This window comes from Streptomyces sp. C1-1, assembly GCF_050214755.1.
Lineage (GTDB): Bacteria > Actinomycetota > Actinomycetes > Streptomycetales > Streptomycetaceae > Streptomyces.
This window is the reverse complement of the sequence record NZ_CP189826.1, coordinates 2692928-2709666: the sequence shown is the minus strand read 5'-3', so window position 1 is coordinate 2709666 and position 16739 is coordinate 2692928. Positions and strand designations below refer to the sequence as shown.

General features: G+C 72.1%; 18 protein-coding genes and 1 pseudogene. 4 read left to right on the top strand and 15 right to left on the bottom strand.

All coding sequences use genetic code 11. The features are described 5' to 3' along the window. Nucleotide 1: 1 nt before the first annotated feature. The 13 genes from ACQF4J_RS12360 to ACQF4J_RS12300 all read right to left on the bottom strand — a co-directional run bounded on the left by ACQF4J_RS12360 (nt 2) and on the right by ACQF4J_RS12300 (nt 13060). On the bottom strand, nt 2-886 hold the full coding sequence (locus ACQF4J_RS12360; RefSeq protein WP_427165620.1) for an ABC transporter permease: 885 nt from the start codon (nt 884-886) through the stop codon (nt 2-4). Further along, nucleotides 873-1691, bottom strand: coding sequence for an ABC transporter ATP-binding protein (locus tag ACQF4J_RS12355; RefSeq protein WP_427165619.1), 819 nt, complete (start codon nt 1689-1691; stop codon nt 873-875). Before ACQF4J_RS12355 ends, ACQF4J_RS12360 begins: the two co-directional genes overlap by 14 nt. A gap of 28 nt (nt 1692-1719) precedes the next feature. Beyond that, nucleotides 1720-3048, bottom strand: coding sequence for a sulfate adenylyltransferase subunit 1 (locus tag ACQF4J_RS12350; RefSeq protein WP_427165618.1), 1329 nt, complete (start codon nt 3046-3048; stop codon nt 1720-1722). Between the two features lie 2 nt (nt 3049-3050). Further along, entirely contained in the window at nt 3051-3989 is a 939-nt protein-coding gene (gene cysD, locus ACQF4J_RS12345) for a sulfate adenylyltransferase subunit CysD (protein WP_351806401.1), read from the bottom strand. After that, nucleotides 3986-4522: an adenylyl-sulfate kinase gene (gene cysC / locus ACQF4J_RS12340; RefSeq protein WP_142147428.1), complete on the bottom strand. Its 537-nt coding sequence runs from the start codon at nt 4520-4522 to the stop codon at nt 3986-3988. The genes cysD and cysC overlap by 4 nt, the downstream gene beginning before the upstream one ends. Nucleotides 4523-4542: 20 nt before the next feature. After that, nucleotides 4543-5253 carry a phosphoadenylyl-sulfate reductase gene (locus ACQF4J_RS12335; protein ID WP_351582114.1) on the bottom strand — a complete coding sequence of 237 codons (711 nt, stop codon included), beginning with the start codon at nt 5251-5253 and terminating at the stop codon, nt 4543-4545. Continuing rightward, complete coding sequence (locus ACQF4J_RS12330) at nt 5250-5429, bottom strand: hypothetical protein (RefSeq protein ID WP_351582112.1); 180 nt, start codon at nt 5427-5429, stop codon at nt 5250-5252. Before ACQF4J_RS12330 ends, ACQF4J_RS12335 begins: the two co-directional genes overlap by 4 nt. Further along, a complete protein-coding gene (locus tag ACQF4J_RS12325) occupies nt 5426-7123 on the bottom strand; it encodes a nitrite/sulfite reductase (protein WP_427165617.1) in 1698 nt (565 codons plus the stop codon). The genes ACQF4J_RS12330 and ACQF4J_RS12325 overlap by 4 nt, the downstream gene beginning before the upstream one ends. Nucleotides 7124-7250: 127 nt before the next feature. Next, nucleotides 7251-7334, bottom strand: a complete 84-nt coding sequence (locus tag ACQF4J_RS12320; RefSeq protein ID WP_309486338.1) for a putative leader peptide — start codon at nt 7332-7334, stop codon at nt 7251-7253. A gap of 127 nt (nt 7335-7461) precedes the next feature. After that, nucleotides 7462-8034, bottom strand: coding sequence for a GNAT family N-acetyltransferase (locus ACQF4J_RS12315; RefSeq protein WP_351582108.1), 573 nt, complete (start codon nt 8032-8034; stop codon nt 7462-7464). Nucleotides 8035-8331: 297 nt separating this feature from the next. After that, nucleotides 8332-9597, bottom strand: coding sequence for a hypothetical protein (locus ACQF4J_RS12310; RefSeq protein WP_427165616.1), 1266 nt, complete (start codon nt 9595-9597; stop codon nt 8332-8334). A gap of 157 nt (nt 9598-9754) precedes the next feature. Then, the gene (locus ACQF4J_RS12305; RefSeq protein WP_351582104.1) at nt 9755-11071 is read right to left on the bottom strand and encodes a GAF domain-containing protein; all 1317 of its coding nucleotides are present in this window, start codon (nt 11069-11071) and stop codon (nt 9755-9757) included. Between the two features lie 354 nt (nt 11072-11425). Further along, complete coding sequence (locus ACQF4J_RS12300) at nt 11426-13060, bottom strand: acyl-CoA dehydrogenase family protein (RefSeq protein ID WP_427165615.1); 1635 nt, start codon at nt 13058-13060, stop codon at nt 11426-11428. A gap of 165 nt (nt 13061-13225) precedes the next feature. Between ACQF4J_RS12300 and ACQF4J_RS12295 the strand changes: the two genes are divergently transcribed. From ACQF4J_RS12295 to ACQF4J_RS12280, 4 genes and pseudogenes are all read left to right on the top strand, one after another. After that, a complete protein-coding gene (locus tag ACQF4J_RS12295) occupies nt 13226-14362 on the top strand; it encodes a YihY/virulence factor BrkB family protein (protein WP_351582100.1) in 1137 nt (378 codons plus the stop codon). A 46-nt stretch (nt 14363-14408) separates the two neighbouring features. Next, nucleotides 14409-14600, top strand: a pseudogene (locus tag ACQF4J_RS12290) (cupin domain-containing protein); the annotation flags it as partial. Continuing rightward, the gene (locus tag ACQF4J_RS12285; protein WP_427168714.1) at nt 14542-14892 is read left to right on the top strand and encodes a hypothetical protein; all 351 of its coding nucleotides are present in this window, start codon (nt 14542-14544) and stop codon (nt 14890-14892) included. The pseudogene ACQF4J_RS12290 and the gene ACQF4J_RS12285, both read left to right, overlap by 59 nt. A 72-nt stretch (nt 14893-14964) precedes the next feature. Continuing rightward, the gene (locus ACQF4J_RS12280; protein WP_427165614.1) at nt 14965-15648 is read left to right on the top strand and encodes a helix-turn-helix domain-containing protein; all 684 of its coding nucleotides are present in this window, start codon (nt 14965-14967) and stop codon (nt 15646-15648) included. Here ACQF4J_RS12280 and ACQF4J_RS12275 read toward each other — a convergent pair. Together ACQF4J_RS12275 and ACQF4J_RS12270 are read right to left on the bottom strand one after the other, a co-directional pair. Further along, nucleotides 15634-16032, bottom strand: coding sequence for a VOC family protein (locus ACQF4J_RS12275; protein WP_427165613.1), 399 nt, complete (start codon nt 16030-16032; stop codon nt 15634-15636). The two genes, ACQF4J_RS12280 and ACQF4J_RS12275, sit on opposite strands and share 15 nt — an antisense overlap. A 65-nt stretch (nt 16033-16097) precedes the next feature. Then, on the bottom strand, nt 16098-16730 hold the full coding sequence (locus ACQF4J_RS12270; RefSeq protein ID WP_351582094.1) for a VOC family protein: 633 nt from the start codon (nt 16728-16730) through the stop codon (nt 16098-16100). Nucleotides 16731-16739 lie beyond the last annotated feature (9 nt).

The window sequence follows — 16739 nt, the reverse complement described above, 5'->3', positions numbered from 1 at the left end:
CTCAGCCCCTCACCAGCAGGCCGCGGCTGCGCAGGACCCAGCGCTCGAGGGGGCTGAAGACGATCAGGTCGATGGCGATGCCGACGAAGAGGATGAGCAGGATGGCTTCGAAGACCATGGCCATGTCGGAGGCGGTGCGGGCGTTTTCGAGGAGTTGGCCGAGGCCGACGCCGAGGTCGGGGAAGCTGGCGATGATCTCGGCGGCCATGAGGGAGCGCCAGGAGAAGGCCCAGCCCTGTTTCATGCCGGCGACGTAGCCGGGCAGGGCGGCGGGCAGGGTGATGTGCCAGGTGCCCTTCAGGCCGGTGGCGCCCATGGTGCGGCCGGCGCGCAGGAAGAGCGGGGGCACCTGGTCGACGCCGGAGACGAGGCCGTTGGCGATGGAGGGGACGGCGCCGAGCAGGATGACGGCGTACATCATGGAGTTGTTCAGGCCGAGCCAGATGACGGCGGGGGGTACCCAGGCGACCGAGGGCAGGGACTGCAGGCCGGACAGGATGGGTCCGATGGCGGCGCGGACGAACTTCACGCGGGCCACCAGCAGGCCCAGCGGGGTGCCGATGAGCAGCGCGAGGCAGAAGCCGAGCAGGCCGCGCGAGACGCTGGTCCAGATGTAGTCCAGCAGCGTGCCCTCCAGCCACGACTGGCGCAGTACGTGCCAGACGTCGGCCGGCGAGGGCAGCTTGCTCGGATCGTCGACGATCTTGAAGGAGATCAGCCCCTGCCAGACCACCAGCACCACGGCGATCGCCGTGACCGGCGGCAGGACCTTGTCGACGAACGTCTTCCGGAACGGCGCCCGTCCGGTGGCCGCGGTCTCCAGGGCGTCGAGGCCTGCTTCGACGCTCCCGGCGTCCTGGGCCGGTGTCGTCTCAGTGCTGGCCATGACGGCGGATCTCCCCACGCAGTACATCGGTGATCTCGAGGGACAGTTCGGCCACGGGCGCGTCCTCGATGCGGCGCGGCTGCGGGATGTCGACCCGCCACTCGCGGGCGATCCGGCCCGGGCGGGAGGACAGCAGGATCACCCGCTGGGCCAGCCGCACCGCTTCGCGCACGTTGTGCGTGACGAACAGCACCGACAGGCCCGTCTCGGCCCAGATGCGGGTCAGTTCGTCGTGCAGCACGTCCCGGGTGATGGCGTCCAGCGCGGCGAACGGCTCGTCCATCAGCAGCAGCCGGCTGTCCTGGGCCAGTGCGCGGGCCAGCGCCACGCGCTGGCGCATGCCGCCGGACAGCTCGTGCACCCGCTTGCCGTGCGCGCCCTTGAGCCGCACCAGCTCCAGCAGCTCCTCGGCCCGCTCGCGCCGCTCGGGCTTGGCCACTCCCCGGAGTTTGAGGGCGAGTTCGATGTTCCTGCCCGCGCTCAGCCAGGGGAACAGGGCGTGCTCCTGGAACATCAGGGCGGGGCGGCCGTCGGTGGTGATGGAGCCCGCGCTGGGCCGGTCCAGGCCCGCCACCAGGTTCAGCAGCGTGGACTTGCCGCAGCCGGAGGCGCCCAGGAGGGTGACGAACTCGCCGGGGGCGACATCGAGGCTGATGTCGTCCAGGACGAGCTGCTGCCCACCGGGCGTCGCGAAGGACTTCGAGACGTGCTCGATGCGGGCGGCGTGCTCGACCGTCTCGTCGGCCTTGGCGAGCGTCGTGATCGTGGCCATGGTCGTCACCTCCTGGGATCTCGTCGTGGTCATGGCCGGGAGGACGGCGGACCGGGGACGGTCAGAAGTCCCATCCGTCGTCCTCGGCCGCGTCCTTGACGGGCTCCGGGGACGCGAAGGACTCGCCGACCATGCCCGCGGTGAGCGTGGTGCCGTCGCTGGGGTCGATCAGGATGAACGAACCGGTGCGCCGGGAGTCGGCGTAGGAGTCGACCGGCAGCGGCTCCGCGGTGCGGATCTTCACGCGGCCGATGTCGTTGGCGGCGAGCTGTCCCGGGTGCGGGTGCAGGGACAAATCGTCGAGGGTGAGCCGGGAGGGGATGTCCTTGACGATCGCCTTCACCGTGCGGGTGCCGTGCTTGAGCAGCACCCGGTGGCCGACGGTGAGCGGGGCGTCGGCGACGTGGCAGACGGTCGCCTCGATGTCCTGCGTGGTCGCCGGGGCGTCCTTGCTGGGCACGATCAGATCGCCGCGCGAGATGTCGATGTCGTCCTCCAGCAGGAGCGTCACCGACTGCGTCGTCCAGGCGACGTCGACCGGCTCGCCGAGCAGGTCGATGCCGGAGATCCGCGAGGCGCGGCCGGACGGCAGCACCGTCACCGCTTCGCCGACGTGGAACGAACCGGCGGCGATCTGGCCGGCGTAACCCCGGTAGTCCGGGTGCTCGGCGGTCTGCGGCCGGATCACGTACTGCACGGGCAGGCGGGCGTGGCAGTGGCTCAGGTCGTGGGTGACCGGGACCGTCTCCAGGTGCTCCAGGAAGGTCGGGCCGCCGTACCAGTCCATGTTCGCGGACGGGTCCACCACGTTGTCGCCGGCCAGCGCGGAGATCGGGATCGCGGTGATCTCCGGGACGCCCAGTTCGAGCGCGTAGGCGGTGAACTCCTCGGCGATCGCGGCGAAGACGGACTCCCGGTAGTCGACCAGGTCCATCTTGTTGACGGCGAGGACGACGTGCGGGACGCGCAGGAGCGCGGCGATCGCGGCATGACGGCGGGTCTGCTCGACGACGCCGTTGCGGGCGTCCACCAGGATCACCGTCAGCTCGGCCGTGGAGGCACCGGTGACCATGTTGCGGGTGTACTGCACGTGGCCGGGGGTGTCGGCGAGGATGAACCGCCGCCTCGGCGTGGCGAAGTAACGGTACGCCACGTCGATGGTGATGCCCTGCTCGCGCTCGGCCCGCAGGCCGTCGGTGAGCAGCGCGAGGTCGGGCGCGTCCTGGCCGCGGTTGCGGGAGGCGTGCTCGACGGCCTCCAGCTGGTCGGCCAGCACCGACTTGGAGTCGTGCAGCAGCCGTCCCACCAGCGTGGACTTGCCGTCGTCGACGGAGCCTGCCGTCGCGAAACGCAGAAGGGTGGTCTCGGAGAGTTCCGTGGTCGTGCTCATGCTTAGAAGTACCCCTCGCGCTTACGGTCTTCCATCGCGGCCTCGGAGAGCTTGTCGTCGGCACGCGTCGCGCCGCGCTCGGTCAGCCGGGAGGCGGCGATCTCGGCGATGACGGCGTCCAGCGTGGTCGCGTCCGAGTCGACGGCGCCCGTGCAGGACATGTCGCCCACGGTGCGGTAGCGGATCAGCCGCTTCTCGACGTTCTCGCCGTCCTTGGGCCCGCCCCACTCGCCCGCGGTCAGCCACATGCCGCCCCGCTTGAACACCTCGCGCTCGTGCGCGAAGTAGATCTCCGGCAGTTCGATGCCCTCGCGGGCGATGTACTGCCAGACGTCCAGCTCGGTCCAGTTGGACAGGGGGAAGACGCGGACGTGCTCGCCGGGGGCGTGGCGGCCGTTGTAGAGGTTCCACAGTTCGGGCCGCTGCCGGCGCGGGTCCCACTGCGAGAACTCGTCGCGCAGGGAGAACACCCGTTCCTTGGCGCGGGCCTTCTCCTCGTCCCGCCGCCCGCCGCCGAACACGGCGTCGAACTTCTCGGCCTGGATCTTCTCGGTCAGCGGAAGCGTCTGCAGCGGGTTACGGGTGCCGTCCGGGCGCTCCTTGAGCACCCCGCGGTCGATGTAGTCCTGCACCGAGGCGACGTGCAGCCGCAGCCCGTGCTTGGCCACCGCCCGGTCCCGGTACTCGAGGACCTCGGGGAAGTTGTGGCCGGTGTCCACGTGCAGCAGCGAGAAGGGCACGGCCGCGGGGGCGAAGGCCTTCAGCGCGAGGTGGAGCATGACGATGGAGTCCTTGCCGCCGGAGAACAGGATCACCGGCCGCTCGAACTCGCCCGCCACCTCACGGAAGATGTGCACCGCCTCGGACTCCAGCGCGTCCAGGTGCGAGAGGGCGTACGGAGCTTCCGTGCCCTCCTCGGTCTCGGCGACGGTCGTCGTCATGCCAGTCCCCTCTCGGTGAGCAGCGCGTGGACCGCGGCCGCGGACTCCTGGACGGTCTGGTGCTGCGACTCGATGCGCAGGTCGGGCGACTCGGGCTGCTCGTAGGGGTCGTCCACACCCGTCAGCCCGGTCAGCTCGCCGGCCGCCTGCTTGGCGTACAGGCCCTTCACGTCACGCACGGAGCACACCTCGACCGGGGTCGCGACGTGCACCTCGATGTAGGGCGCCCCGCCGTCCTGGTGGCGCTTGCGCACCGCCTCGCGGCTGTCGGCGTACGGCGCGATGACCGGGACCAGCGCCTTGACGCCGTTGCGGGCGAGCAGCTCGGCGAGGAAGCCGATGCGCTGCACGTTGGTGTGCCGGTCCTCGCGGCTGAAGCCGAGGCCCGCCGAGATGAACTCGCGGATCTCGTCGCCGTCGAGCACCTCGACGCGGTGGCCCTCCTCGCGCAGCCGGCCGGCCAGCTCGTACGCGATGGTGGTCTTGCCGGCACTCGGCAGACCCGTGAGCCAGACGGTGGCTCCGGTCGTCACCTGAAACTCCTCGGTCGTCGTCATTCGTGCAGCCCGCACTCGGTCTTGGCCCGCCCGGCCCAGCGGCCGGCGCGCGCGTCCTCGCCCTCGAGCACCCGGCGGGTGCAGGGGGCGCAGCCGACGGAGGCGTAGCCGTCCATCAGCAACGGGTTGGTCAGGACGCCGTGTTCGGCGACATAGGCGTCCACGTCGTCCTGGGTCCAGCGGGCGATCGGGGAGATCTTGACCTTCTGCCGCTTCTCGTCCCAGCCGACGACCGGGGTGTTCGCCCGGGTCGGGGACTCGTCGCGGCGCAGACCGGTCGCCCATGCCACGTAGTTGGTCAGGCCCCGCTCCAGCGGCTGCACCTTGCGCAGCTTGCAGCACAGGTCGGGGTCGCGGTCGTGCAGCCTCGGGCCGTACTCCGCGTCCTGCTCGGCCACCGTCTGACGCGGCGTGAGCGTGATGACGTTGACGTCCATGACGGCCTCGACCGCGTCGCGGGTGCCGATGGTCTCCGGGAAGTGGTAACCGGTGTCGAGGAACACCACGTCGACGCCGGGCATCGCGCGGGAGGCGAGGTGGGCGACCACCGCGTCCTCCATCGACGAGGTCACGCAGAAACGCTTTCCGAAGGTTTCCGCCGCCCACCGCAGGATCTCCAGCGCGGAGGCGTCCTCCAGGTCGCGGCCCGCCTGCTCGGCGAGCGCCTTCAGATCGTCGGTCGTCCGTTCTTCCGTCACCGCGGTCATGTCTGATCTTCCCCTGGTTCGGAGCGCTGAAGGCCCCGGGCCAGCAGCCCGAGGAACTTCAACTGGAAAGCCCTGTTGCACGCGGCGCATTCCCACGCGCCATGGCCCTGCTCGCCGGGACGGAGGTCCTCGTCGCCGCAGTAGGGGCAGTGGAAGGGGGCGGCACGCTCGCTCACGACAGGGCCTCCTCGGACGCGCGCGCGGCCCAGGCCGCGAACCGCTCGCCCTCCTCGCGCTCCGCCTGGAACCGCTTCAGGACGCGCTCGACGTAGTCGGGCAGCTCCTCGGAAGTGACCTTCAGACCACGGACCTTGCGGCCGAAACCGGCTTCCAGGCCGAGGGCGCCACCGAGGTGCACCTGGTAGCCCTCGACCTGCTCACCCCGGTCGTTGAGGACCAGCTGGCCCTTGAGACCGATGTCCGCCACCTGGATACGGGCGCAGGCGTTCGGGCAGCCGTTGAGGTTGATGGTGATCGGCTCGTCGAAGTCCGGGATGCGGCGCTCCAGTTCGTCGATCAGCGCGGAACCGCGCTGCTTGGTCTCGACGATGGCGAGCTTGCAGTACTCGATGCCGGTGCAGGCCATGGTGCCCCGCCGGAACGGCGACGGCTTGGCCGTCAGGTCCAGCGCCTCCAGAGCCTCCACCAGCGGCTCGACCTGCGCCTCCTCGACATCGAGGACGATCATCTTCTGCTCGACGGTGGTCCGGACCCGGTTCGAGCCGTGCGCCTCGGCCACCTCGGCGATCTTCGTGAGCGTGGCGCCGTCGACGCGGCCGACGCGCGGGGCGAAACCGACGTAGAAACGGCCGTCCCTCTGCCGGTGCACACCGACGTGGTCGCGCCAGCGGCCCGCGGGGTCGGCGGGCGCGGGGCCGTCGACGAGCTTGCGGCTGAGGTAGTCGTCCTCCAGGACCTGGCGGAACTTCTCCGGGCCCCAGTCGGCGACGAGGAACTTCAGCCGGGCGCGGTTGCGCAGCCGCCGGTAGCCCCAGTCGCGGAAGATGCCGACCACGCCGGCCCACACCTCCGGGACCTCCTCCAACGGCACCCAGGCGCCGAGCCGGACGCCGAGCTTGGGGTTGGTGGACAGGCCGCCGCCGACCCAGAGGTCGAAGCCGGGGCCGTGCTCGGGGTGCTCGACGCCGACGAACGCCACGTCGTTGATCTCGTGCACGACGTCCAGCAGCGGGGAGCCGGAGAGCGCCGTCTTGAACTTGCGCGGCAGGTTGGAGAACTCCTTGCTGCCGATGTAGCGGTCGTGGATCTCCTCGACGGCCCAGGTGCCGTCGATGATCTCGTCCTCGGCGATCCCGGCGACCGGCGAGCCGATCACGACACGCGGGCAGTCGCCGCACGCCTCGGTGGTGGACAGCCCGACGGCCTCCAGCCGCTCCCAGATCTCCGGCACGTCCTCGATGCGGATCCAGTGCAGCTGGATGTTCTGCCGGTCGGTGATGTCGGCGCTGCCGCGCGCGAACTCCTGCGAGATCTCGCCGATCACCCGCAGCTGCTGGGTGGTGAGGCGGCCGCCGTCGACGCGCACCCGCAGCATGAAGTACTTGTCGTCCAGCTCCTCCGGCTCCAGGATCGCGGTCTTGCCGCCGTCGATCCCGGGCTTGCGCTGGGTGTACAGCCCCCACCAGCGCATACGCCCGCGCAGGTCGTTGGGGTCGATCGAGTCGAAGCCACGCTTGGAGTAGATCGTCTCAATGCGTGTCCGCACATTGAGACCGTCGTCGTCCTTCTTGAACTGCTCGTTGCCGTTCAGCGGAGTGAAGTGCCCCGCGGCCCACTGACCCTCGCCACGGTGACGGCTCACCTTGCGGCGGGAAGTCGCGGCGGCAGGGTTCTGCGGGGAGGCGGCCATGGTGATTACGTCCTTCGGGACAGGCGGAAAGCGGCTCTGGCCTGCGCGTACATGCGCATGGGCATACGTGCGCGTCTTTGCGCAGGGAAAGAGGAGATGTCAGAAGATGTCGGGCGGCTCTGAGCTGTCAGCTCGCCGGACAGATGGCGCTGGACATGCGGCCGAGGTCGACGTGCCGCCGACTCACCAAGGCAATTCCAGTTCCAGACATGACGGAAGCGTGTCACGGCGATCTGGACACAGTCCAGCTTCGTCCATGATGCGGACACCCTTGTCCCGACAGGCGAGACAAGAGTGTCGTCGATCACATAGCGCGCACGGACTCTTGTCCGCGCAGGTCAGACGCGGTAGGCGCCGGGCCACGGCCCGGGAGCGGCCACCTCGGCCTGCTCCTCGACCTTGGTGTCGAAGAGCTTGAAGCCCCTGCGCAGATAGTTGTCCATGGCGTGCTCCCCGTCCAGGCTGCAGGTGTGCAGCCAGACCCGCTTGGTGCGGGCCAGCCCGGGCCAGCGGTCCGCGAGGTCCCAGGCGCGGGCGGCGCCGTTCGACAGCAGGTGCCCGCCGATCCGGCGGCCCCGGAAGGCGGGGATCAGCCCGAAGTAGACGATCTCCACCACCCCGTCGTCCTGCGGGTCCAGCTCCACGTACCCGGCGGGCGTGCCCCGGTCGTAGGCCACCCACGTCTCCACGCCGGCCCGCCCGAGGTGCTCCTCCCAACGGGCGTACGTCCAGCCCAGCCGGTCGATCCAGCGGATGTCGCCGCCGACCGACGCGTACAGGAAGCGGCTGAACTCGGGGGAGGGGACCTCGGCGCGCACGATCCGCACGTCCCCCTCCGGCGCGGAGGCCGGAAGGAGGTCGGTCGGGGCGGTCTGCTCCAGGGACCAGGTGGTCACGGGGATGTTCGTCATGCCGGCCAGGGAATCATCCGGCCCCGAGATCTGTCGATCGGGCCCGAGATCAGCCGACCGGCTCGCAGACCGGCCGATCATCCCGGAAACCGGCCGATGAGCCGGGAAGTCAGCCGATCAGCCCGGAGGTCGGCCGATCATCCCGGGGACCGGCCGATCAGCCCGGGGACCGGCCGATCGGCTCGCAGACCGGCCGATCAGCCGGGAAGTCAGCCGATCAGCCCGGAGGCCGGCCGATCAGCCCGGAGGCCGGCCGATCAGCCCGGAGGCCGGCCGATCAGCCCGGGGACCGGCCGATCAGCCCAGAGACCTGTCGATCGAGCTCAGCGGCAGCGCGTAGAGCATCTGCCCGGACTGGGACCACACCTCGCCGGTCTCCTCCCAGTACGACAGGGAGCCGGCCCGGCCGCTCCAGCAGTTGCTGGACTCGTCCGTGCCGCACTCGGTGGCCCGCGCGCCGTGCGCGTTCTGCCGCCACAGCGTGCCGTGGCCGGCCGGGTCGTCCGCCGCGCGGTCGAGATACCAGTTCGAGCCGTACGACAGCACACCGCTGACGTCGGTCGTCTTCGTCTCGTACGCCCGGGTCGCCGACGCCTGTCCGGCGGAGTCCGTGGCCAGCAGCCCGGCGCGCGCCGGGTCGGAGCTGAACGCGTAGCGCCACAGGCGGGTGTGCCGGCCGCTGTCCGAGGACACCCGCTCGCTCGCGACCAGGCTGTCGGGCGCGGTGCTGCGGTCGAGGGAGATCGCCTCGGGGCGGGCCGCGCCGGGGGCCGGCCGGTAGGAGCCGATGGCCGGCAGCACGTACCGGTAGCCGTGGGCCGACCAGCCGCCGGGCACCTTGCCGATCCGGCTGCTGTCGACGGTGGCCCGCTGGACGCGGTGCAGGTCGTAGACGTACAGGCCGTCGGCGGTGGTGACCAGCAGCTTGCCCTGGTACCAGGTCATGCCGGACACGGCGGAGGCCAGCCCGCGGTAGTCGCGGCCGCCGTCGACCGGAACGGCGAGGAGGGCCCAGGTGTAGACGAGGTTGTCGGGGTCGTCGGCGTCGACGAAGGCGACCCGGGCCAGACCCGGCGCGCCCGCCCGGCCGGCGCGGGCCCAGCCGGACAGCAGCACCCGGTGCTCGCCCCAGTGGCCGTCGTCGTCCGCGTCCCCCGAGGTGGTGATCGCGCCGGCCCGCCAGCCGCGGGTGTCGGCGGCGTCCCAGCAGTACGCGCGCGTGGCCGCCGGCTCGACGGGCAGCGCGGCGCGGTCGGCGGTCGTGCAGTCGGCCGGCGTACGCAGGGAGTGGTCGGCGTCGTCGAGGACGGCGCGCACGCCGACGGGCCTGCCCATCGCGGAGGCGAGCCGGTCCAGCGTGGACTCGGGCACCAGCCGTTCCCGCAGCCGGAACTCCGCGGCGGACCCGGCGAGGGTCTTCAACCCCCCGGGATCCTTGCTGACCGTGGCCTGCGAGGCACTGATCATGGTGGCCGCCGCGGTGAGCGCGAGGGCGGTCCCGGCCAGGAAAGCGCGCAGCGCTCGGCCCCGCTTCTGCCGACGGTGCCTGCCACGTTGCTTCATAGGTCCTCCCGAGGCGAGCCAACTGCGTTCATTGGTCCGTGTGTTGACCAAAGGAGCAGGTGGGGTGGCCCGTAGAGGGATGCTACGGCAGTTCGGGGCGGCCCAGGGCTAAGACCCTGCAAATATGCGGAAGATGCTCCCCCGATGCCCCGCGTTGTCACTCGGAGGGAGCGGAACGATACATTCCCGGCGTGTCGTCCGGTGTGCGCCCGCTGATCACCGCCGGCGCCGTCGAGTGCGGCAGCAGGTCCCGCGGGTCGGCAGGCAGCAGCACCTCGACGTCGGCGCCCTCGGCGAAGCGGTAGGGGCGGTGCTCCAGCAGTCCGCCCAGGTAGCGCCGTACACGCGACATCTCGGCCCGTACCGTCACCGTACGGGCCGGGTCCCCGAACACGTCCTCGGCCAGGCCGGCCGCGCTGCGGCCGTCACGGTGCAGCGCCAGCAGATACAGCAACTCGGCGTGCCGTGGACTCAGTTCGTGGCTCCATGAGCCCGCGGACCCGGACACCGTCACCGTCCAGCGGCGCGACTGCGTCAGGTCCAGCACGACCCGGGTGGCCACCCGCGGCACCGGCTCGTCCGAGACCCGGATCAACCAGCCCCCCGCCAGCGGCTCCACCGTGCACAGCCCGAACGGCAGCAGCCATCGACGGCCCGTCGAGAGGGATTTGGGCAGAAAGGCCCGGCTCGTGTACGGCATTCCCGTCACCGCCGCCGTCCAGCCGTCCCGGTCCACCGCCAGCGCGCGGCCGCCCACCCGGGCCAGCACCGGGGCCGCCACCGAGCGCAGCCGTTCCAGCGAGCCCAGATGCAGTTCGCGCAGCTTCGACTCGGCGAGCTTGGCCACCGAGTCGACCCAGGCGAGGGTGGCCGGGTGCATCGTCTCCAGCGGCCCGCTGACGTCCACGACGCCGAGCAGCCGGCCGTCGCGCGGGTCCGTGATGGGCGCGCCGGTGCAGGTCCAGGAGGTCTGCGAGCGCACGAAGTGCTCGGAGGCGAAGACCTGCACGGGCCGGCGGGCCACCACCGGGGTGCCGATGCCGTTGGTGCCGATGACGCTTTCCCGCCAGTCCGCGCCGAGTTCGAAGCCGGTCCCGTCGGCCTTGCGCAGCACCGGGGAACTGCCCTCCCGCCACAGCACGCGGCCGTCGGCGTCGGCGATCACCATGATGTGGTGGGCGGTGTCCGCGACCGACAGCAGTCCCTCGCGCAGCACCGGCAGCACATGCCTGAGCTCCGAGACCTCCCGGCGCCGCCGCACCTCCTCCTGGGACAGCAGCCCGGTGCGGAAGTCGTGGTCGGGGTCGACGCCGCTGCGCAGCATGCGCCCCCACGACTGCTCGATCACCGGGCGGGGCGCGACCGGCGCGCGCTGCCCGGAGAGCGCGGCGGAGCGGACGTCGCTGAGTACCCGTGCCGCGCGAGCCGTGTCCACCACCGCGAGTTGCGTCACGTCCGTCGGCGAGAGTGCCACTGGTCCTCCCGGAGGGAACATCCTGACTGTCCGTCCAATAGTGCCGTTCGTTCATGACGGACGGACACAGTCCGGCCACAGACAGCAGCAAGTTGCAACCCCCTGCAACCCTGGTGAACGCTCCCGGCTTGTTTGAATATTGAGCGACGCCGTCCCGAGCGGCGTTCGCGGCCTCGACCGGGCCAGTGCGGCGGGGGTGGTGCCGTGTCGGCGCAGCACCACCCTCGCCGTTTGCCTTCGGCGATTCGGCCGACCTCGCCTCGGGGGGTGGGGGCTTGTGCGCGACGGCGGGTGCGGGCCGGTTCGTGGCCGGTCGCGCGGTTCCCCGCGCCCCTTGGGCCGGCGGGGCCGGCCTCATTCTTGCGGGCGGGCCCGATTCACCACCGACTTCAGGTTCAGGGTGTGGGGCAGGGTGCCGAAGGCCGTGCCGGCGTCGCCGCCCAGGCGGGAGGCGCAGAAGGCGTCGGCCACCTCGGGGGGCGCGAAGCGGACCAGCAGCGAACCCTGCAGGACCAGGGCCAGCCGTTCCGTCAGTCGCCGGGCGCGGGCCTCGATCCCGTCCAGGTCGGCCAGGTCGGTCAGCAGGTTCTTGATCGCCTGGTCGAGGCGGTGGTCGGCGCCCCGGGCCCGGCCCACCTCCTGGAGGTAGGCGTTCAGCGCCGTCGGCTCCCGGCGCAGGGCGCGCAGCACGTCCAGGGCCTGCACGTTCCCCGCGCCCTCCCAGATCGAGTTCAGCGGCGACTCGCGCACCAGCCGGGGCAGGCCCGACTCCTCGACGTAGCCGTTGCCGCCCAGGCACTCGGCGGCCTCGACGACGACGGGCGTACACCGCTTGCTCACCCAGTACTTGGCGGCCGGCACCGCGAGCCGCAGCAGCGCCCGCTCCTGCTCGCCGCCGTCGTCGCAGGCGGCCGCCAGGCGCAGCGCGAGGGTGGTCGCCGCCTCGGACTCCACGGCGAGGTCGGCGAGCACGTTGCGCATCAGCGGCTTGTCGATGAGCCTGCCCTCGAAGGCCTCCCGGTACGTGCAGTGGTGGACCGCCTGCGCCACCGCCTGCCGCATCAGGCCCGCCGAACCGAGCACGCAGTCCAGCCGGGTCGCGGCCACCATGTCGATGATGGTGCGCACCCCGCGCCCCTCCTCACCGACCCGCCGCGCCCAGGTCCCGTCGAACTCGACCTCGGCGGAGGCGTTGGAGCGGTTGCCGAGCTTGTCCTTGAGGCGCTGCAGGAGGAAGACGTTGCGGGAACCGTCCTCCAGGACGCGGGGCACCAGGAAGCAGGTCAGCCCCTCCGGTGCCTGGGCGAGGACCAGGAAGCCGTCGGACATCGGAGCCGAACAGAACCACTTGTGCCCGGTGAGCGTGTACGTCCCGGCCTCGGCGAGCGGCGTCGCGGCCGTCGTGTTGGCGCGTACGTCGCTGCCGCCCTGCTTCTCCGTCATGCCCATCCCGAACAGGGCACCGGCCTTGAGACGGGCGGGCCGCAGCTCGCGGTCGTAGATCATGGACGTGAGTCTGGGTTCCCAGACGGCGGCGAGGTCCGGGTCGGTCCGCAGCGCCGGGACGGCGGCGTGGGTCATGGACAGCGGACAGAGGTTGCCGGCCTCGACCTGCGTCCACACCAGGAACGCGGCCGCTCTGCGCACATGGCCCGCGGGGCGGGCCCAGGCCGCGGTCAGTCCGGCCCCGACGCCCTTGCCGAGCACGCGGTGCCAGGCCGGGTGGAACTCGACCTCGTCGACACGGTGGCCGTACCGGTCGTGGGTGCGCAGCCGGGGCGGGTTGTCGTTGGCCTGCGCACCCCACTCCTGCACCTGTGCCGATCCGGACGCCCGGCCGAGCGCGGACAGCTCGCCGCGGACCTCGTCCAGCAGATCGGCGGAGACATGCCGGCCGACGGCCTCGGTCAGGACACGGTCGGCGGAGTAGACGTCGTAGCCGGTCAGGGGAGGGGGCTGGTTGGACACGGTGTGCGTGGTGCCTGCCATGCCGCGAAAGTACCCCGTCTCGGCGCCGGTCGGCACGACCCGGCCGGGAACATTCCGGTCAACGCGGACATGACAGAGAGGTGGCCGGGTCCCGGCGCCGGGTCCGGCCGTGTTGCCCGGGGCCAGGGGATGAGGGCACGCGGACCTGCCGGATACCGTTAGGTCGTGCAGCCAGCAAGTGAGTCCTCGCAGCGGCCCTCCGGTCGTCTCCACCGGGCGCGTGCCCTCTACCGGAACGTCTCCAAGCGCAGGACCGCCTGGCTGCTGCTCAAGGACACCGTCAACTCCTGCATGGAGTACCGCATCCTCGGCCTCGCCGCGGAGGCCGCGTTCTTCACGCTGCTGTCCGTGCCGCCCCTGCTGCTCAGCCTCATCGGCCTGCTCGGCTACGTCGACGACTGGACCGGCACCGACAGCATCTCCAGCCTCGAGACCAACATCCTCAACGCGTCGCAGACCGTCCTGTCCGACAAGGGTGTCAACGAGATCGCCCAGCCGATCCTGAACGACGTGATGAAGGGCGGCAGACCGGACGTCATCTCCATCGGCTTCCTGTTCGCCCTGTGGTCGGGCTCCCGCGCGGTCAACGTCTTCATCGACACCATCACCGTGATGTACGGCCTCGACGGCGTGCGCGGCATCGTCAAGACCCGGATCGTGGCGTTCCTGCTGTTCGTCGCGGCCCTGGTGATCGGTTCGGTCGCGCTGCCGCTGATGGTCGCGGGCCCGGACGCGGTGGTGCGGATCGTGCCGTGGTCGGAGACGGTGGTGCAGGTCCTGTACTGGCCCGTGGTCATCATCCTGTCGATCGTCTTCCTGACCACGCTCTACCACGTGTCCGTGCCGGTGCGCTCCCCGTGGATCGAGGACGTGCCCGGCGCGCTGGTGGCACTGGCGATGTGGGTGGTCTGCAGCTTCCTGCTGCGCATCTACCTCACCCAGACCATCGAGGGCGCCTCCATCTACGGCTCCCTCGCCGCCGCCGTCGCCGTGCTGCTGTGGATCGGGGTGGGCGCCTTCGCCGTGCTCGTCGGGGCCGCGGTCAACGCGGCGATCGACCGCGTGTGGCCGGCGGCGGCGACCGCCGCGGCCCGCGCCGCCAACGAGCGACTGCGCGAGGCCCAGCTGGCCGAACACGTGGCCCGTGCCGCCGCCGGTCACGACACCGATCCCGAGGACCCCGACATGCCGTCGGAGTTCCCCGAGCGCTGGTCCCGCTTCCTGCCGCCCGAGGACGTGACCTCACGCCTGCGCACCCACGTCAAGAGCACCCACCCGCCGCACAAGCCGGAAGGCTCCTGACGACCGGCACCTCCCGCTCGCCGGCCCCCGCGTGCGTGGCGCCTTCATGATCCGAGCGTGCTTCCATCCGCCCTGGGTCCTGCGGGTGGAGGACCGGGCCCCGCCGACCGTCATGCTCATGGTCCGCGGCGGCGCCCGGGCCACGCCGGACGCGGGGCAGCCGGTGCGGCTGCGGGCCGGTGACCTCGCCCTCGCCCGCGGACCCGACCCGCACACCTGCGGCGACGATCCCGGAACCGGTGGTGGGGCGGGTGCTGCGGCTGCTCCAGGACGACCCGCGCCCCCTGGACCGTGGCCTCACCGGCCGCCGAGGCCGGGGTGTCCCGCGCGGCGCTCAGGCGGGAGCGGTTGAACTTGCCGCCGTCCTCCGTGAAGCGCGCGACCCGAGCGGCCAGGTCCCGCGCGAAGAGCGGGTCGACGGCCTCGGCCGCCGCGAGCCGCCGGGCGAGCAGCTCGGCGAGTACACCGTGTACGGCGCCGGGCACGTCCGTCCGCCCGGCGTTTCAGCCCGCTCGTGGGCGAGCCCGTGATGCGGGTCCACGGAGTCGGCCCGCAGGAGCACCGGGGACGGCCGGCGCGGGCGCGCGCGTAGGCTGGCGGGCGTGTACGAGGAGAGGCCCTCCCGGCTGACCGGAGCGGTCGTCTGGCGCAACACCCCGGCCGAGGCCGGCGTGGGGCGGGTGCTGCCCGACGGGTGCATGGACCTGCTCTGGCACGACGGCCGGCTGCTCGTCGCCGGACCCGACACACACGCCTACGTCACCGACGGCGCGCCCGGACTCTGGGCCGGCGTCCGCTTCTTCCCCGGGACCGCGCCCTCGATCCTCGGCGTGCCCGCGCACGAACTGCGTGACCGGCGCGTCGGACTCGACGCACTGCGCCCCGCCGCGGAGGTCCGCCGTCTCACCGCACTGGTCGCCGCCGCGCCCGGACCGGCCCTGGGCCTGGAGGAAGCGGCGTTGCGGCTGGCCGAGGCCGGCGCACCCCCCGACCCGCTGCTGCGGCACCTCGTCGCCGCCCTCGGCACGGGCCGTCCCGTCGGCTGGACCGCCGACGAACTGGGGCTCACCGTCCGGCAGTTGCACCGGCGGTCGCTGGTGGCCTTCGGGTACGGGCCCAAGACGCTGGCCCGGGTGCTGCGGTTGCAGCGGGCCGTGGGGCTGGCCCGGGCCGGGGTGCCGTTCGCGGACACGGCCGCCCGGGCCGGGTTCGCCGACCAGGCCCATCTGGCCCGTGACGTCAAGGAGCTGGCCGGGGTGCCGCTCGGCCGGCTACTGCCGGGGTAGCGGCGCGAACAGGTCGACGCCGTTGCCGTCGGGGTCGTGCACGACCGCATACCGCTGGCCCCAGAAGGCGTCCCACGGCTTGAGCTCGCCGTGGTGGCCGGCGCCGACGAGGTCCTCGTACATCGTGTCGACCTCGGCGGGCGACGCGCACCGGAAGGCGAGCGCGATCCGGCCGCCCCCGCTCGGCGGCCGCCACCCGGGGTGGAAGGAGCGGATCGTCTCCTCCGTGTCCAGGGCGAGGGTCGGCCCGCCGGGCAGTTCGGCCTCGACGTGTGGCTGGTCCTCGGCGCCGTCGGGGAAGACCAGGCCGAGGCGGCGGTAGAAGGCGAGTGAGGCCGCCATGTCGGAGGCGACCAGGCCGATCACGGCGAATCGTGGAGTCATGCGGCCACCGTAGGCAGCGGGCCGGGCGTCGGTCTTGAAGGAATCGGACAGGGCGCGGCCCGGGGTCAGGAGAAGGTGACGGGGCCGCGCGGGGTGTCCACGGTGAAGGTGAGGGCCACCGGGCCCTCGGTCAGCGGGAGTTCGGCGTCCACGGCGGCCAGCAGCGGGCGGAGCTCCGCCGGGTCGGGGGCGCTCGCCGACAGCCGGAGCAGCGGGGTGACGGGCAGCCCGGAGGCGGAGGGGTGGACGGCGGACCCCCAGTCGATGAGGAAGGGCACCAGACCGGAGGGGTGCTGGGTGTCGCCGTCGGTCAGCCGCCACCGCAGGAGCGTGCCGTCGGGGCGGCGCCGGCTCATCGGGCGGATGTCGCCCGGGTCGTAGCCGCGGGCCCGGGCGGATGTGACCGCGGCGTCCAGGTCGGGCGGGCTGACGGCCCAGGTCACCGTCCGTGCCACCGCCAGGTCGTCCACCGCGAACGGGCGCGGGCCGTCCGGCTCCGTCTGCTCCGGGTCCGGCCCGATGATCTCCAGGTAGCTGGAACCACCCAGCGACACCAGGAAGTTGCGCGTACCGCGGCCCACGTGGGCGCCGCCGGGAGCGGGCGGGACGCCGGTGCGCCGCGTGAAGTCGGCGACCGTCGCCGCCAGGTCGGGGGTGGCGAGGACGAGGTGGTCCAGATGCGCGGGGATGGCGTTCATCGAAGTCGA

Bases quoted from the DNA above. Each gene is read 5' to 3' on its own strand.
- ACQF4J_RS12360 (WP_427165620.1), bottom strand. From the start codon at position 886: ATGGCCAGCACTGAGACGACACCGGCCCAGGACGCCGGGAGCGTCGAA.
- ACQF4J_RS12355 (WP_427165619.1), bottom strand. From the start codon at position 1,691: ATGACCACGACGAGATCCCAGGAGGTGACGACCATGGCCACGATCACG.
- ACQF4J_RS12350 (WP_427165618.1), bottom strand. From the start codon at position 3,048: ATGAGCACGACCACGGAACTCTCCGAGACCACCCTTCTGCGTTTCGCG.
- cysD (WP_351806401.1), bottom strand. From the start codon at position 3,989: ATGACGACGACCGTCGCCGAGACCGAGGAGGGCACGGAAGCTCCGTAC.
- ACQF4J_RS12335 (WP_351582114.1), bottom strand. From the start codon at position 5,253: ATGACCGCGGTGACGGAAGAACGGACGACCGACGATCTGAAGGCGCTC.
- ACQF4J_RS12325 (WP_427165617.1), bottom strand. From the start codon at position 7,123: ATGGCCGCCTCCCCGCAGAACCCTGCCGCCGCGACTTCCCGCCGCAAG.
- ACQF4J_RS12320 (WP_309486338.1), bottom strand. From the start codon at position 7,334: ATGTCTGGAACTGGAATTGCCTTGGTGAGTCGGCGGCACGTCGACCTC.
- ACQF4J_RS12315 (WP_351582108.1), bottom strand. From the start codon at position 8,034: ATGACGAACATCCCCGTGACCACCTGGTCCCTGGAGCAGACCGCCCCG.
- ACQF4J_RS12310 (WP_427165616.1), bottom strand. From the start codon at position 9,597: ATGAAGCAACGTGGCAGGCACCGTCGGCAGAAGCGGGGCCGAGCGCTG.
- ACQF4J_RS12300 (WP_427165615.1), bottom strand. From the start codon at position 13,060: ATGGCAGGCACCACGCACACCGTGTCCAACCAGCCCCCTCCCCTGACC.
- ACQF4J_RS12275 (WP_427165613.1), bottom strand. From the start codon at position 16,032: ATGACTCCACGATTCGCCGTGATCGGCCTGGTCGCCTCCGACATGGCG.
- ACQF4J_RS12270 (WP_351582094.1), bottom strand. From the start codon at position 16,730: ATGAACGCCATCCCCGCGCATCTGGACCACCTCGTCCTCGCCACCCCC.